General features: G+C 55.0%; 10 protein-coding genes. All 10 read right to left on the bottom strand.

The genetic code is table 11. From position 1 onward, the window contains the following. Positions 1-205: 205 nt before the first annotated feature. Positions 206-1678 carry a ribosome biogenesis GTPase Der gene (gene der, locus HV302_RS06725; protein WP_016153996.1) on the bottom strand — a complete coding sequence of 491 codons (1473 nt, stop codon included), beginning with the start codon at positions 1676-1678 and terminating at the stop codon, positions 206-208. Between the two features lie 118 nt (positions 1679-1796). After that, positions 1797-2975 (bottom strand): outer membrane protein assembly factor BamB, encoded by a 1179-nt coding sequence (gene bamB, locus HV302_RS06720; protein WP_016153997.1) that lies wholly within the window; start codon positions 2973-2975, stop codon positions 1797-1799. 10 nt (positions 2976-2985) lie between these two features. After that, positions 2986-3606, bottom strand: a complete 621-nt coding sequence (locus HV302_RS06715) for a YfgM family protein (RefSeq protein ID WP_181627077.1) — start codon at positions 3604-3606, stop codon at positions 2986-2988. A gap of 13 nt (positions 3607-3619) precedes the next feature. Further along, positions 3620-4894 carry a histidine--tRNA ligase gene (gene hisS / locus HV302_RS06710; RefSeq protein ID WP_016153999.1) on the bottom strand — a complete coding sequence of 425 codons (1275 nt, stop codon included), beginning with the start codon at positions 4892-4894 and terminating at the stop codon, positions 3620-3622. 110 nt (positions 4895-5004) lie between these two features. After that, positions 5005-6123 (bottom strand): flavodoxin-dependent (E)-4-hydroxy-3-methylbut-2-enyl-diphosphate synthase, encoded by a 1119-nt coding sequence (gene ispG, locus HV302_RS06705; RefSeq protein WP_016154000.1) that lies wholly within the window; start codon positions 6121-6123, stop codon positions 5005-5007. Positions 6124-6149: 26 nt separating this feature from the next. Next, positions 6150-7139, bottom strand: a complete 990-nt coding sequence (gene rodZ, locus HV302_RS06700) for a cytoskeleton protein RodZ (RefSeq protein ID WP_016154001.1) — start codon at positions 7137-7139, stop codon at positions 6150-6152. A gap of 284 nt (positions 7140-7423) precedes the next feature. Beyond that, a complete protein-coding gene (locus tag HV302_RS06695) occupies positions 7424-8590 on the bottom strand; it encodes a bifunctional tRNA (adenosine(37)-C2)-methyltransferase TrmG/ribosomal RNA large subunit methyltransferase RlmN (RefSeq protein WP_016154002.1) in 1167 nt (388 codons plus the stop codon). A gap of 256 nt (positions 8591-8846) precedes the next feature. Then, positions 8847-9278, bottom strand: a complete 432-nt coding sequence (gene ndk / locus HV302_RS06690; RefSeq protein ID WP_181627076.1) for a nucleoside-diphosphate kinase — start codon at positions 9276-9278, stop codon at positions 8847-8849. 136 nt (positions 9279-9414) lie between these two features. Then, a complete protein-coding gene (gene pbpC / locus HV302_RS06685) occupies positions 9415-11727 on the bottom strand; it encodes a peptidoglycan glycosyltransferase PbpC (protein WP_181627075.1) in 2313 nt (770 codons plus the stop codon). After that, a complete protein-coding gene (locus HV302_RS06680; protein ID WP_181627074.1) occupies positions 11728-16662 on the bottom strand; it encodes an alpha-2-macroglobulin family protein in 4935 nt (1644 codons plus the stop codon).

Genomic DNA, 16662 nt, shown 5'->3' with positions numbered 1-16662 from the left:
TATTTAACCATTTGATAACCTAAGGCTAGTTTTGTCTAGTACCAGCCCCCGGACTTTAAGACGAAAACTCGACAAATGTCTACTTTCTTAGATTTAAACTTGGTAAAAAATGAATAGTGATTGACATCGCACGGGCTGAGGCTGGCGATGGAACGTCGAAAAAAAACCCGCGACAAGCACGGGTTTTTATCAGCATCAGCAACGGTTACTTGCTTTTTTTGATGTGTTTTATCAAACGCTTACGTTTACGCATCTGCGTCGGCGTCAGCGTATTACGCTTGTTCGCAAACGGGTTTTCCCCTTCTTTGAACTGAATGCGGATCGGCGTCCCCATCACATCCAAAGACTTACGGAAATAGTTCATCAGATAGCGCTTGTAGGAATCCGGCAGGTCTTTGACCTGGTTGCCGTGAATCACCACGATTGGTGGGTTATAACCACCGGCGTGGGCATATTTCAGCTTCACACGACGACCACGCACCAGCGGCGGCTGATGATCTTCTGCCGCCATAGTCATAATGCGCGTCAGCATCGCGGTGCTGACGCGACGGGTGGAGCTGTCATACGCTTCGCGGACCGATTCAAACAGATTACCCACGCCGCTGCCGTGCAGCGCAGAGATGAAGTGTACACGCGCAAAATCAATAAAGCCCAGACGGAAGTCCAAAGTCTCTTTGACCTGCTCTTTCACTTCCTGCGTCAGGCCATCCCACTTGTTGACCACAATAACAAGTGAACGCCCACTATTGAGGATAAAGCCCAGCAGCGACAGGTCCTGATCGGAAATACCTTCGCGCGCGTCAATCACCAGCATCACCACGTTGGCATCTTCAATCGCCTGCAGCGTTTTGATAACTGAGAATTTTTCTACTGCTTCGGTAATTTTGCCGCGCTTACGCACGCCCGCGGTATCAATGAGCACATATTCGCGCTCATCGCGTTGCATCGGGATATAAATACTGTCACGCGTGGTCCCCGGCATGTCGTAAACCACTACGCGGTCTTCGCCGAGAATACGGTTAGTAAGCGTGGACTTACCTACGTTCGGGCGACCAACAATCGCCAGTTTGATCGGCAGATCCTGCGGATTGAAGTCATCTTCAGGCTCTTCTTCGCCGTTCTCTTCGGCTTCCAGTTGCGCCCAATATTCTGCATCTTCATCCACCTCTTCCTGAGGAGCAACGTCATCCATCCACGGCAGCAGAACATGCTCCAGCAGGCTGAGAACGCCACGACCATGGGATGCCGCGATCGGATAAATTTCACCCAGACCCAGCGAGTAGAAATCGACGACCGCCTGATCAGGATCGAGTCCGTCAGTTTTGTTGGCTACCAGGAACGTCGGTTTCTGGCGCGAACGCAGATGTTTCGCAATGGCTTCATCCGCAGGCATCAGGCCAGCACGCGCATCTACCATGAACAGCACAACGTCCGCTTCTTCGATCGCCAACAGCGACTGTTCCGCCATGCGGGTTTCTACACCGTCTTCGGTGCCATCAATACCGCCGGTATCAATACAGATAAACTCGCGGCCTTCAATTTCCGCACGACCGTACTTACGGTCACGAGTCAGACCCGGGAAATCCGCAACCAGCGCATCTCGGGTGCGAGTTAGACGGTTAAATAACGTGGATTTGCCAACGTTAGGGCGCCCGACAAGCGCGACCACAGGTACCATGTTTAAAGCCTCATTTAATAAATCATCACACAACGGGCACATTTTTTGCGCCGTTGTTAAAAACAGTAAAACGGCCCCTGCACCAGGAGCCGTTTTTCAAAGCGAGCGGCCGGGACGATTAACGCGTAATAGAGTACAGCGTACCGTCTTTCGCCTGGATCAGCAGTTTACCATCAGCAGAGACCGGCTCGGTCAGGAAACCAGAGCTGTCAACTTTCTGCTGGGCGACAAAGCGGCCATCGTCAACGTTAATCCAGTGCAGGTAGCCTTCGCTATCACCCACGACCAGATTGCCGTTATACAATACCGGGGACGTCAGCAGACGGTGCAGCAGATCGCTTTGCGTCCACAGCGTCACACCGCCGTCGGTGGTCAGCGCCAGTACACGGTCGTTCTGGTCTACCAGGTAGATACGGTTACCGTCGACGATGAAATCATTCACTGAGCCCAGTTCACGTTTCCACATGATCTGACCGCTGCGCAGATCCAGCGCCGTCAGGTTACCATTATAAGCCAGCGCGTAGACAACGCCATTGACGATAACAGGCGTGGTATCAACGTCGCTCAGACGATCGATTTCCGTTGGACCTGTCGCCTGAGAAATACGCTGCTGCCAAATCATCTGGCCCTGCTGCATCAGCACGGCGCTTACGCGGCCGTTATCACCGCCAACGATAGCTGCGCCAAAGGCGGTCGCTGGGGCAGATTCGCCGCGCAGAGACAGAGAAGGCATGTCGAGGTTAACGGTCCATTTGATAGCGCCGTCAGCTTCGTTCAAGGCCTGCAACTGACCGTTACTGGTGTGGATTAATACCACGCCATCGCTCACAACAGGACGAGACAGCGCTTCACCGGCAACTTTCGTCTGCCATGCGGTGGTACCATCGCTGGTGTTCAGCGCATAAACCTGCGCTTTTTCGCTGCCAATGTAAACATGGCCACCGGACACGGTTACACCGCCAGAAAGCTGTGCAGATGCGCGGGAGAACCAGCCGTCTTTCTCACCCAGATTAACAGACCAGACTTCTTTGCCGTCGTCCGCATTCAACGCCTTAACGACGCCAGCGCGATCGGCTGCATAGACAACGTTATCCGCCAGCGCAGGATGAAGATTGGAATAGAAATCACCAATACCGTTACCTACAGAGGTGCTCCAGTCCGTAGACGGAGTAAACTGGTTTTCAACCACCGGTAATGGGGACATCTTAACGACATCTTCTTCGCCACTAAACAGTGAACAGCCGCTCAATAGGGTAACGGAAAGCAGCCCTGGCAGAAGTAATTTACGCAATTGCATCGGGTCCCTCTCAGATGGACAAATTATTGATTTTCATCTGCATCATTTCGCTCAGAGCAGGAGAGGCATCGCTTTTCACGCCCGCTTCCCATGCGCTACGCGCACCTTGTTTATCGCCTTTGCTCAGCAATGCTTCACCGCGCAGGTCGGCAACAATGGCCGTCCACCCTTCACCTTTAATGGTGTCGAGTGTTTTCAGCGCGGTATCAGCCTGTTTAAGCTGAACCTGAACACGAGCCAGACGCAGGTTAATCACCGCTATGAGATTCTCATCGCTGGTCGCTGCTAAGCCTTGTTGCAGCTGGCTTGCGGCTTTCTCAAGTTCATTTTGGTCAACAAACTGCTGCGCCAGTTCCAGTGAAGCTAACGCGCCGTAGGTATTTTTGTTTTCTGCGGCAAATTTCTCTGCAGCAGGAAGACTATCCGGTTTACCCGCGCTAACCGCAGTCACCGTATTTTGATATGCCAGAGAAGCAGAGCGTGCGGACTCCGTCTGATGGCTGGTCCAGTAACGCCAGCCAACCAGCGCGCCAACCCCTAAAATGACCCCAACAGCCAGCGCTTTGCCGTTTTCAGCAAAGAAGCGTTTTACTGCATCAATCTGGTCGTTTTCGTTCTCGTAAATTTCCACGCTGTCCTTCTCCTTAGCCCAGTAGAGTGCGCAAATGCGCGGCAACGCTATCCTGCGCTACTGCCGTTTGCTCACCAGAGCGCAAATCCTTCACTACAACAGTACCGTCAGCCACTTCGGACTCGCCCAGTACCAGTGCAACGCGGGCGCCCCACTTGTCGGCGCGGGCGAACTGTTTCTTAAAGTTGCCGCCACCGTGGTTTGTCATCAGTTTCACACCAGGAACTTCATCGCGCAGACGTTCTGCAAGCCGCATTGCAACCGACTGCGTATCCGCCCCCGAAGCGACCAGGTATATATCGACAACAGGATCTGCGTTAAATTCCGGATTAACTGCCTGAACTAACAAAACAAGTCGTTCCAGACCCATGGCAAAGCCCACGGCCGGCGTTGCGCGACCGCCAAGTTGCTCTACCAGACCGTCGTAACGCCCACCGGCACACACGGTACCCTGAGAGCCCAGGCTGCTGGTAACCCACTCAAATACGGTGCGGTTGTAATAATCAAGACCACGAACCAGACGCTGATTGACGGTGTAGGCAATACCTGCGGACTCCAGCAGTTTGCACAGGCCCGCAAAGTGCTCGCGAGAGTCGTCATCAAGATAGTCGCCCAGCGCAGGGGCGTCGTTGAGCAGCGCCTGTACTTCCGGGTTTTTGGAGTCGAGAACGCGCAGCGGGTTAGTGTACATACGGCGCTTGCAGTCTTCGTCCAGTTTCTCTTTGTGCTGTTCCAGGTAGGCGACCAGCGCATCACGGTAGTTAGCGCGGGCTTCAAGCGAACCAATTGAGTTCAGCTCAAGGCTGACATGCTGAGAAATACCCAGCGCGCGCCACCAGCGAGCGGTCAGCATAATCAGTTCAGCATCGATGTCCGGGCCTTGCAGGCCAAACACTTCGACACCCAGCTGATGGAATTGACGATAGCGCCCTTTTTGCGGACGTTCGTGGCGGAACATCGGCCCGATATACCACAGACGCTGTTCCTGATTGTACAGGAGACCATGTTCGATGCCGGCGCGTACGCAGCCCGCAGTCCCTTCAGGACGCAACGTCAGGCTGTCGCCATTACGGTCCTCAAAGGTATACATCTCTTTTTCAACCACGTCAGTGACTTCACCGATCGCGCGTTTGAATAACGGGGTCTGCTCTACAATCGGCAAGCGGATTTCACTGTAACCGTAGCTGCCGAGCACGTTTTTGAGAGTGCCTTCAATGCGCTGCCAGATGGCGGTTTCGCCAGGCAGATAATCGTTCATGCCGCGAATGGCTTGAATGTTTTTTGCCACGTTTATTCTCTTTATGAATATAAAAATGAACCCTCAGCGCTAACCCGAACAATGCGGGCGCCATGCGGGTTCAATCATACACGGGAAGCACGCCGCTTCCCATCACGTTGTTATTTTTCAAGCTGCTGCACGTCAATACGACGCGCTTCGTCCAGGATACTCGCTTTGGCGCGAATGCGGGCTTCAAGCTGCGTAATCATATCGTCGTTATCGAGTCGATCTTTACGCACGCCGTCTTCATACAGACCGCTTTTCTTGTTACCACCCGTCACGCCCAGCGTAGAAACCAGCGCTTCGCCAGGACCGTTCACCACGCAGCCGATGATCGAAACATCCATTGGCGTAATGATATCTTCCAGACGTTGTTCCAGCGCGTTCACCGTACCGATAACGTCGAACTCCTGACGCGAGCAGGTTGGGCAGGCGATAAAGTTGATCCCGCGGGCACGAATGCGCAGCGATTTCAGGATATCGAAGCCAACCTTGATCTCTTCCACCGGATCCGCCGCCAGAGAGACACGCAGCGTATCGCCGATCCCTTCGGACAACAGCAATCCTAAACCGATCGCTGATTTTACCGCCCCGCTGCGTGCGCCACCGGCTTCGGTGATCCCTAAATGCAGCGGTTGATCGATCTGTTTCGCCAGCAGGCGATAGGATTCTACGGCGAGGAAAACGTCAGACGCTTTAACGCTGACTTTGAATTGATCGAAGTTCAGACGATCGAGGTGATCCACATGGCGCATAGCGGATTCCAGCAGCGCCTGCGGCGTCGGTTCACCGTATTTTTCCTGCAGATCTTTTTCCAGCGATCCGGCGTTGACGCCGATACGGATAGGAATATTTTTATCACGAGCGCAGTCCACTACCATGCGGATACGCTCTTCATTACCGATATTGCCTGGGTTGATACGCAGGCAATCGACGCCGTATTCCGCCACCTTCAGCGCGATACGATAGTCGAAGTGAATATCGGCAACCAGCGGGACATTAACCTGCTGTTTGATAAGCTTGAACGCTTCTGCGGCATCCATTGTCGGTACAGAGACACGAACAATATCTGCGCCGACGCGTTCCAGCGCTTTGATCTGATTAACCGTCGCTTCCACATCTGTGGTACGCGTATTGGTCATAGACTGTACGGCGATGGGCGCGCCATCGCCGATCGGCACGTTCCCAACGTAAATGCGTGTCGATTTTCTACGTTGAATTGGAGCCTGGTTATGCATTAAAAAATCTCCCGCATTGCCGTCTGTTACTGAGCCGGTGATTGTTCGGCATTAACGGTCAGACGCGCAACCTGGTTAGTTCTGATAAAACGACTCAGATCGACAGGTTTACCCTGGAACTGAATCTGCACTGCCGCCGGAGCGCCAATTTTCAGTTTGTACGGCGCCTGACCCGTCAGATTCAGATTGCCGTCCTTACGCTGCATACCACTGAACAGTTTTTTTCCGGTCGCGTCGGTCACTTCCAGCCAGCAATCGGCGGTAAAGTTCATTACCAGTGCGTTAGGATCGGCGGCAGGGGTAGTGACACCCGCCTGGTCAGTCGGCAGCGGCGCCGCGGTCGCTGGCGCAGCAGTTGCGGTATCGACGTTAGCCTGAGAAGGTGCCACAACGGCATTCTGCTGCGCATCAGCGGCAGGTGCCGGGGTTGCAGCAACATCTGGCGTAGGCGCTGCGTCCGCCACCGCGCCATCGTCTGGAGCCGGGGTAGTATCCTGGCCCGCTGCGGCGCTGGTATCTAACGGTACGTTCTGCGCACCATCTTTACCGGCATTCAGCTCAGCGGAGGATTGATCGGCCATGGTGGTAATCTCTTCCTGCTGCGCTTTATGGTTCTGCCACCACCAGGCTCCCGTCAGTCCGACAACGACAAACAGCACCAGCCAGGTAAAGGTCATTAACCAGCCGTCGCGTTTTTTACGACGCTTACCGAGCGAGAAGCTCTGCATCGGTGCGACTTTGGCTGGGCGAATCGGAGCCTGTTTTTCCAGCCCTGGCAACAGTTCTTCTTCAGGAATATGCACCAGACGCGCATAAGAACGGATATACCCGCGCAGGAATGTTGAAGCGAGATCGGCTGGTGCCTTATCTTCTTCAATATCACGTACCGTGGAGACCTTCAGGCAAAGTCGCTCCGCGACTGCCTGCTGGCTGAATCCGAGTTGTTCACGGGCATTGCGCAGACGAACGCCGGTGGATAGTGCTTCATTTTTGTCGTGCGTGGCTTCAGTATTCATTCGCTACAGCTGCGTAAATTTGGGTTCTGATGCCGGCGAGCCACAATGCTCACCCACACCGCGAAACATCTGGTCAGTTAACCTTCGTCAGACAGTATAAAACGGTCAGACTATCAAAGACAAAACAACGTAAACCTGAGGGCTAAAGGCTTGTTGCGCCGTTACATACTGCCTTAAAGTCGACAAAAACGCACCGTTATTATTGACCTCACGAAAACAACAAAGAACCTCATTTGGCTTACGTTGCACTACGGTACATGAATTATACCGTAGTGCACTCAACATCAAACGGTCTTGATATCGATAGCGTCGCCCTGCATACGCTTACGCAGAGTACGCTTGGTACGGTCGATAACGTCACCCGCCAGCTGACCGCAGGCTGCATCGATGTCATCGCCACGTGTTTTACGCACGATGGTAGTGAAACCATAGCTCATCAACACTTTGGAGAAACGATCGATACGGCTGTTAGAGCTACGGCCATACGGCGCGCCAGGGAACGGGTTCCACGGGATCAGGTTAATCTTACACGGCGTATCTTTCAGCAGCTCTGCCAACTGATGCGCATGTTCAGTACCATCATTGATGTGATCTAACATCACATACTCAATGGTCACACGACCCTGGTTAGCGTTGGATTTCTCCAGATAACGACGAACCGCGCCAAGGAATGTTTCGATATTGTACTTTTTGTTGATAGGTACAATTTCGTCACGAATTTCATCGTTCGGCGCATGCAGAGAAATCGCCAGCGCGACATCAATCATATCGCCCAGCTTATCCAGCGCAGGGACAACGCCTGAGGTGGAGAGCGTGACGCGACGCTTTGACAGCCCAAAACCGAAGTCATCCAGCATGATTTCCATCGCTGGCACCACGTTGGTCAGGTTGAGCAGCGGCTCGCCCATCCCCATCATCACCACGTTAGTGATAGGACGCACGCCCGTTGCTTTCACCGCGCCGACGATTTTCGCCGCACGCCAGACCTGACCAATGATTTCCGACACCCGCAGGTTACGGTTAAAGCCCTGTTGCGCCGTAGAGCAGAATTTACACTCTAATGCACAACCGACCTGTGAAGAAACACACAGGGTCGCGCGATCGTCTTCCGGGATATACACGGTTTCTACGCGCTGATCGCCAACCGCGATGGCCCATTTGATCGTACCGTCAGAGGAACGCTGCTCTTCCACCACTTCCGGGGCGCGAATTTCAGCCACTTCTTTCAGCTTGTTACGCAGCACTTTATTGATGTCAGTCATGTCATCAAAGTTGTCGCTGCAATAGTGGTACATCCACTTCATGACCTGATCGGCACGAAACGGTTTTTCACCCATATCTTTGAAGAATTCGCGCATTTGCTGACGGTTCAGATCCAGCAGGTTAATTTTTCCATTTTTATTTGGAACCGCAGGAATGACGACTTCAGAGGTGTTAACTAATTCAGACATAATTTTTTCCGGCCTCGTTGTTACACGTTGTGGCCCGTGGAGGGTTAAAAAGAAACGCCCCGGCAAGCGTTCTGCTCTTCCGGGGCGTTGCATTGTACAAAGTCTGGCGCAGGGATGCCACGTTTGCACGAAGCATTAGCGAAAATAATATGTAAATCGCTAATTCCTCTCCAAAGGATTTCGCATCGCAGGAAAGCGGCACGTTCGAGCCTCCCCGAAAGCATAGAAAACTATGCGATGTGAAAGACGCAGGAGATTAGCGCGTGCGCGGGCAAACCTCGCCTTCACCGAAGAAATAGGCGATTTCACGCGCGGCAGATTCAACGGAGTCGGAACCGTGAGTACCGTTCTCAGTGAAGCTATCAGCGTAGTCTGCACGAAGAGTACCCGCCAGCGCATTCGCCGGGTTGGTTGCACCCAGCAGATCACGGTGACGCTGTACGGCATTTTCGCTTTCCAGAACAGAAACAACGATCGGACCGGAGGTCATGAATTCAACCAGACCGTCAAAGAACGGCTTACCATCATGCTCAGCATAGAAGCCACGCGCCTGCTCAACGGTCAGGTGCAGCATTTTAGTACCGATAATTTTGAACCCTGCTGCTTCAAAGCGCGCAAAGATGCTCCCAATAACGTTTTTTGCCACCGCGTTTGGTTTGATGATGGAAAAAGTACGTTCAATAGCCATGATTACCTCTGAAAAAGATGTTTTGTTGTTGTTTACCTGGCGCGGATTATAAAGAGCATCCCGGCAATTGACTATTGATGAAGATAACATTTCTTTAAAATAAGATGAATTTTAGCAACAAAAGTCACCTGGTGGTCTACTGCAACGAAAATCTCACCGTCGCCACCTGTCCGGCGTCATCCATCACCAGCAGTTGATAATCCCCTTTGGTCGCCAGCCGTAGCGTAAGACGGCGTCCGCGTTCATCCAGCCGTTCACCGTTAAGAAACCACCAGCGATCGCCAGTCCCACCGCTGGTTTGTACTGGCAATGAGGCCAGCGCAGAACCGGGTAAACGCTTCACGATCGCGCCATCACGAACCCCTGTCAACTGCAACGGCAGCGAAGCATCCTGCCCCAGCGGCGGACACGTGACAGAAACCGGCGGTAATCTCGCCCCACGGCGCTCTGACTCCGGCAGCCATGGCTCCAGCGGTAAAGGCCAGACGATTAACGTTTGTTCGCGCGCCTGCGGGCAATCCGCCGCCACACGTTTGCCTTCATCATCCAGCCAGACGGGGAAACGAATGCCACTCACGCCCTCCTGTTCGGGCAATAACAACGTGGGCGGCTGGCTGCCCTCCAGCAGCCAGGTTGCCAGACGGCGTCGACAGTTGCTGTCTCCGGGCGCAAGTGACTGCCCGCCCGGCCAGCACACTACGCCGCGGCTAACGGATTCAGGGCGCGGATCCTCCGGCTGATTTGTCCCGCGAGAGAGCAAAAGATTGTTGACCTGATTGAGCAGCGGCACGGCGCTGGCAAAGCCAAACTGGCCCACCACCGGCGTACCGTCGGGTCTGCCGGTCCAGATCCCCATCACATAACGGGCGTTAACGCCAATCGCCCACGCATCGCGATAGCCATAACTGGTACCCGTTTTCCACGCCAGCGGAACCACTCTGCTCAGCGCGTTATCCGGCAGCGGTTGCGCTTCGTCAGCCATAATGCGGCGAATAATCCACGCCGCGCCTACCGACATCAACGGACGCTCCAGCAGTGGATCGTCTGGCTGCAGGCGCAGTTTTCCCGCTTTTCCCTGACGGGCAAAGGCACTGTACGCCGCCGCCATGTCTTCCAGTCTGGCCCCTGCCCCGCCCAAAATCAGCGACAGATTTGGTGCGGCACCTGCGGGCAGATACAGCGGTAAGCCAACGTTACGTAACGATGCGGCAAAACGCTTCGGGCCATAGACTTCAAGTACCTGTACGGCGGGTAAATTCAGCGAGCGCACCAGCGCTTCGCTCATACTCACCGGGCCATGAAAACCACTGTCAAAATTCCCTGGTCGATAATCTCCGGTTCGACGCGGTACATCCTGCAGCAACGAAGCAGGATGAATTAATCCGTCATCCAACGCCAGACCATAGATAAACGGCTTCAGCACCGAGCCCGGCGAGCGGATCGCATTCACCATATCCACATGGCCAAAGCGGGAGTCGTCATTCATATCTACCGACCCCACCCAGCCACGCACGCTCATATCAGTGTGATCGACCACAATCATCGCCAGCGAACTGCGCGCAGGTAAGCGGCCCTTCCAGTTTTGCGCCAGCTCTTCCAGTTGGCGCTGCAATCCGGCGTCAAGGGTGGTCACGATTTTATCGCTCCGGCTTTTTCCCAGCATCATGCGCGAGAATAACGGCGCTAGCTGCGGCATTTGTCTGGGCGCCAGCCAGACCGGTTCTTCGCGTGACTCCTGCACCACTCTGGCAGGCCAAACGCCCTGCGTCGCCATGCGCTCAAGCACTTTATTGCGCGCCGCTTCAGCGCGATCCGGCCAGCGGTCCGGGCGCAGACGGCTCGGTGCCTGCGGCAACACGGCCAGCAGCGCGGCATCGGAATAACTCAACTGTGCGGGTGATTTACCAAGGTAGGCCCAGCTCGCCGCCCCCACGCCCTGCAGCGTGCCGCCAAACGGCGCGCGGTTAAGATATAGCGTCAGGATGTCGCGCTTAGAAAGATGCCATTCCAGCTGCAATGCGCGCCAGAGCTGGCGGAACTTGCCGCCGAAAGTTCGCGGGTGGGGATCGAGTAATCGTGCGACCTGCATGGTGAGCGTACTGCCGCCTGAAACGACACGACCTGAGGAGAGGTCCTGCCATGCCGCGCGCAGCACTGAAAACGGATTGACGCCGGGATGTTTCCAGAACCAGCGGTCTTCGTAGTTGATTAACGCCTCAAGGTAACGGGGGGACACCTCATCAATAGTCACCGGATAACGCCAGATACCGTCCGCGTCGGCGAAGCGCCATAGCGGCGTACCATCGTAAGCCACCACGACACGTGCCGGATCGACTTCGTGAAGCGGCAGCGGCCAGATTTTATCTGCCGCCCAAACCACCGCTACCAGCAATAGCGCAACGGCTGCCAGCCAGAGCCAGCAGCCGCGTTTCCCCAACCCGCGCATCATTTACGGTCTGACAATCAAAAGCCCCTCTGTCGCACCGGTCGCGCGCCACTGCGGAACATACATTGACTCCACCTGCGGCACAGGAACCTGATAGGTCCCCGGCGTTACCGCCCGCGCCAGATAGACCAGCGTCACCGGCTGTCCTTCGTTGACCGCTACCGCGGCGACAAAGCGATCGTCACGGAACTCAACGTGCTGGATATCCGCCTGCTGCATCTGATTGAGCAAATTCGCTACCTCGCTGCCGCTGTCCTGCAGGCTGGCGCTGCCGTTGGCCAGATTCTGGTTTTCCAGCTCCAGGCCGGCTGGCAGTAAGTCAACCACCAGCGCATCCGGTACGTTCTGGCTGGCTTTCACCTCCAGCCAGACCAGTACCAGTTCGCCGCTGCGCAGAGAATCCAGCGCTTTGCTGTTCCCGTCGAGCCCCAGGATCTGACGCTCAATGTGCAGAACGTTGCTGGCAGGCGTCGGCGAGGTTTGCGGGTAACCACTCACATCCAGACGCAGCCACAGCGGCAGATTACCGGTATTGGTGACGTTCAGCGTAGACAGCGCGTCAGCATCCAGATTACGCGTTTGTGATTTCTCCCCGGCTAACGCCTGTTCAGAGAGTGACGTTTGCGCCTGCCACGAGCCAGGCAAGTCCTGTAACGTACGCGCGGCAAGGAACAGCGCATTGTTTTCCTGAGTAGAGAGCCAGCGCTGCCCAAAGGCCTGTTCTGACAAGGTGTTCAGCAGCGTATTCTGCACTTCAGGTTTAAGCTTGTTCTCTTCCAACAATGCCAGCATCAGCGCGTTGTCACGTAGCTGACTGCCGTAATCCGCCATCCACTGCTGCGCATCGCGACGTGGCGTATTCAGCGCCAGCGTCAACGCTTGTTCACTGCGGTTGGCGTCGCCCATGTTTTTCAGCGCTATCCCCAGTTGCATCAGCGGTAAACCGGAAGCCGCCTGTGCACGACGCTCCCAGATCTCACGCAGCGCGCCGAGCGGGGCTTTCTGCTGACGAGCCAGCACCAGCGCGGCGTAGGCCTGTACAGCAAACCGGCTTGCTGATGCGTCGTCGGTATAGCGAATCGACATCATGCCCGGATCCTGCAAATAGCGCAGCAGCCGCTCGTTACCCCGGTTAATCACCTCTGCCGGAACGCTATAGCCCTGTTCATTCGCACGAACGAGGAAATCCATCACATACGCGGTCAGCCAGTACTCTTCCGACCCGTTCTTATCCCACAGCGCAAAACCGCCGTTATCACGCTGCATTTGCAGTAAACGAGAGATGCCAATCTCTACTGCCGCACGGCGTTTTTCATCGCTGTCGCCCGCGATACCTAACGCCTTCAACTGCGCGGCATTGGTGTATAAGGATGGGAACAACCCGCTCGCCGTTTGCTCGAGACAACCGTAAGGGTAAGCTTTCAGTTCACGGATATAGCGCGCCAGATTCAGCGGTGGCTTACCGCTGAACAGCAGTTGTCCCTGCATCGTCACAGGAGAGAAATTCGTCAGTTCTTCGTCCGGAAGCTGCCAGGTTGCGCCCGGCTGAATTGCGACGCCGTAATTAACAGTTTGCGCCGGGAACGCCGGTCGCACGCCAATTTTCCACTGTTTATACTGAACAGGCAGCGTTTCACCCGGTAGATTCAGACCGCTAATTTGCGCCTGAATTTCGCCATCGCCAAAGCCCTCCCGCGCACGCACCGGAATAAACAGCGTAGTCCGTACGCCTGGCGCCAGATTCACCGGGGCGGGATCTTGCCCCATCAGCTCCAGTAAACCGCTGACCGCGAGATTAATAATCAGCGTTTGCGGTTTGTCAGTCAGGTTGGTCACGTCCAGCGTCAGGCGCGAGGTATCGCCCCCCGCCAGAAAGCGCGGCATGTTCAGTTCAGCAATTACCGGCGCGGCGACAATCACTTTGCTTTCGCTACTGCCAAAGTCATCCGCCGTCCAGGCTTGCGCCATTACCCGCAGCTCGCCGTTGAAATCACCAATTGGTAACGTCACCGTACCTTCGCCCTGCTCGTTAAGCGTCACCGGCAGCGCCTGTTGCGCCACGATATTGACGTGATTAACCGGTGGCTTGCCGCCGCGTTTTAACTCATCGCCATCACCACCAAAGCGCAGCGCCGCCAGACGTCCTTGCCCTTCGATCACCTGGCCGTAAATATCATAAATATCCGCGCCATAGCGTTTTTGCCCGAAAAACGCCTGCCAGGGATCCGGCGTGGCGTAATCGGTAATGTTCAACACCCCGCTGTCAACGGCTGAGACCAGCACGTTAACCTGTTTTGGCACATCGCCATTTTTAACACTGGCTTTAATCTTGACGGTCAACGGCTGATTTGGACGCACTTTCGCCGGACTTTCCAGCGCCAGCGCCAGACGACGGTTTTCATCGCCTAACGGCAAATGCAGTAAGCCGACTGCCCGCTTTGGCGTTGCCGAACGAGACTTGTCGCCAGGACGAACCACCAGCGCGCTGAGATACAAGTCATGGCGATTCCAGGTTTTATCGACCGGGATGGAGATATCAAGACCATCCGTCGGTACGTCTATCTCTTGCCACCACAGCGGGCCTTCGCTGGACTCCACCATCGCGTAACCTTTGCCTGCAGCGGGTGCGGCAATGTGTAGCTTCATGGTATCGCCGGGACGATAGCCGGGTTTATCCAGTTTCAGGGTCACGCGATCGGGACGCACTGCCCCGCTGCCGTCGCTGTTATCCTGCCAGCTATAACCAGCCCAGAAGCGAACGCTGCTCACCGCATCATTCGGAGCTTTCACTTCCAGGCGATAGGCCCCCCACTCGACAGGGAAGCTGACTTTACCGGTCTCATCGGCCTTAAGATCCAGGGTCTGCTCACCCTCAACCAGATCTTTTTGATCGAACTGCGATTGCCAGCCCTCGCCTTCAGACCAGTTCCAGTAATAATCACGGCGTTCACGGATCAAACGCACCTGTAAACCGGACACCGCTTTTTTCTCGCCTTGCGCATCGGCATACACAATATCAAAAGCGGCATTGCTGTTTTCATCAACGCCAGGCTGATTGACGGTAGTATCGGTGCGGTAGTCATAAACGGCTCTCGCCGCAAACTGCGGACGAATACCTGGCAGCGTATCCGCAGGCCAGATGGCTTGTTCAACCCGACGCGTCACCGGACGGCCACCCGACTCCAGCAGGCTGGCTTGCAGAATCACCTGTAACGGAGAATGCGTCTCCTGCCATTGGCTGTTGGTAGTCACTTCGCCGCGACCGTGGTCATCCAGCGTCAACTGAACCTCATCGAGGCTGCGAGAAAGATTTTCTTCGGCAATATTACCAAACTGGAACCCCGGTAATGCCTGCACCGCTTCCCGCAACGGGCGCAGGAAAAGCTGCCCTTGCAGAGCATTGCCGTTGGCGGGCGCGCCGTACAGGTAGTAGCCCACCACCGAGAACTTCACTTCATCAGTTGGAGCCACCGGCATCTTATTGGCAGTGAGATTGAGCGCCATCCGCTCAGGCATGAAATCTTCGACGTGGAAATCCCACATCCGCGACTGGTTGTCGCCAGTATTGGCACGAATATGCCACATGCCGGTTGGCGCGCTGCTGTCCAGCGGCCAGCTAAAGCGATACAGACCGTTTTCCGGTTGGCTCACTACCGAGCGTAACACCTGTCCGTCGGGCTTAACGACCTCCAACTTCACCGGCTGGTCAGGCAGCGTTTTGCCGTCGCTATCTCGCAGTAATCCGTTGAGGATCACCGTTTCGCCAGGGCGATAGAGGTCTCGGGGGCCAAACATAAAGAACTGCTTGCTGTATCCCGGCGCGCCGGCAATATCAAATTCAGCCAGATCCAACGCCGGGAGCTTCAGGTCCAGCAGCGTGGTTTGCCCGTCTTTACGGGCCAGCAATAAGGCCGCGTCTTTATCGGTTTCCAGCTTGACGTGACCCTGCGCGTCGCTGGTAGCCTGCGCCAGTGTCTGCCCTTTTTCGTTGAGTAACGTGACCTCAATACCCTGCTGCGCAGCGCCGTTTTCCAGACTCTGCGTAAAGACATCCAGTTGATTGTGGTAACGGTGCGCAGAGACACCAATATCACTGAGCGTAAACAGCGTAGCAGCATTGCTGTAGTTATAGTGTCCGGCCTGATTCATCACCGCAATGTAAACGCCTGCTTGCTGCAACGGCTTAATATCGCTCAGTGGCAGTAGCAGCTTCTCTCGGGTATTACGCGCAGGATTGAGGTCAAAGCGTCCGGTATAAACCAGTTCCGCCATTTTCAGCAGATTGTCTGACTCCCAGTTTGACAACGAATTACGGTATTCCCACTGGCTGACAAACGCACCAAGCGATTCAGGCTTCACGCGAAAGAAGTTCACATCCACGCTATCAACATTAAGGGCCATCACCGGTAACCCTTCAATCACTTTTCCCGGCAGCAGCGAGCCGCGACTAGCGAACCCTACGCTTGGCTGGACGTCGCGGGTGGTAATGTTTTTTTCATAATCGATAGCGAAAGTCGCTTTATTCAGCGCCAGCAAATCACGCTCAATGGTAACCACCAGTTCCCGGTTAGGTTCGAGATGGCGTAAGCGTAGCTCTTTTAGATTTGGCGCCAGCTCCCAGGCACCATCCACTTTTCCGCTTTTTTTATCAACAACGTGCACTACGCGAGAAAAATCTTGTTCCGGATCGAGGGGAATGGAAAAGGTCAAAACGAGCGTTGCCGCGCCGTCGAGTTGGACCTCTGAGGCATCAAGCAGCGTCAGCGACTTACCCTGGCTTTGCTGAATCAGCTTTTGTAATTGGGCCTTATCTTTTGCTGGCGCAGTCTGCGGTGCAGGCGCATCAGGCTTCGCAGCCGTCGGTGATTTTTCGTTATTATTATCGCACCCAACCAGTGCCAGCATCAGCATACAGGCCGCTACGCGTAAATGTTTCAT

Origin of the sequence: Citrobacter sp. RHBSTW-00859 (genome assembly GCF_013729795.1) — a bacterium.
Classification (GTDB): Bacteria; Pseudomonadota; Gammaproteobacteria; order Enterobacterales; family Enterobacteriaceae; genus Citrobacter; species Citrobacter braakii.
This window is presented reverse-complemented; position numbering and strand designations above follow the sequence as displayed.

What these genes read in the sequence shown, in the direction of transcription:
- der (WP_016153996.1), bottom strand. Translation starts at nt 1,678, where the DNA reads ATGGTACCTGTGGTCGCGCTTGTCGGGCGCCCTAACGTTGGCAAATCC.
- bamB (WP_016153997.1), bottom strand. Translation starts at nt 2,975, where the DNA reads ATGCAATTGCGTAAATTACTTCTGCCAGGGCTGCTTTCCGTTACCCTA.
- ispG (WP_016154000.1), bottom strand. Translation starts at nt 6,123, where the DNA reads ATGCATAACCAGGCTCCAATTCAACGTAGAAAATCGACACGCATTTAC.
- rodZ (WP_016154001.1), bottom strand. Translation starts at nt 7,139, where the DNA reads ATGAATACTGAAGCCACGCACGACAAAAATGAAGCACTATCCACCGGC.
- HV302_RS06695 (WP_016154002.1), bottom strand. Translation starts at nt 8,590, where the DNA reads ATGTCTGAATTAGTTAACACCTCTGAAGTCGTCATTCCTGCGGTTCCA.
- ndk (WP_181627076.1), bottom strand. Translation starts at nt 9,278, where the DNA reads ATGGCTATTGAACGTACTTTTTCCATCATCAAACCAAACGCGGTGGCA.
- pbpC (WP_181627075.1), bottom strand. Translation starts at nt 11,727, where the DNA reads ATGATGCGCGGGTTGGGGAAACGCGGCTGCTGGCTCTGGCTGGCAGCC.
- HV302_RS06680 (WP_181627074.1), bottom strand. Translation starts at nt 16,662, where the DNA reads ATGAAACATTTACGCGTAGCGGCCTGTATGCTGATGCTGGCACTGGTT.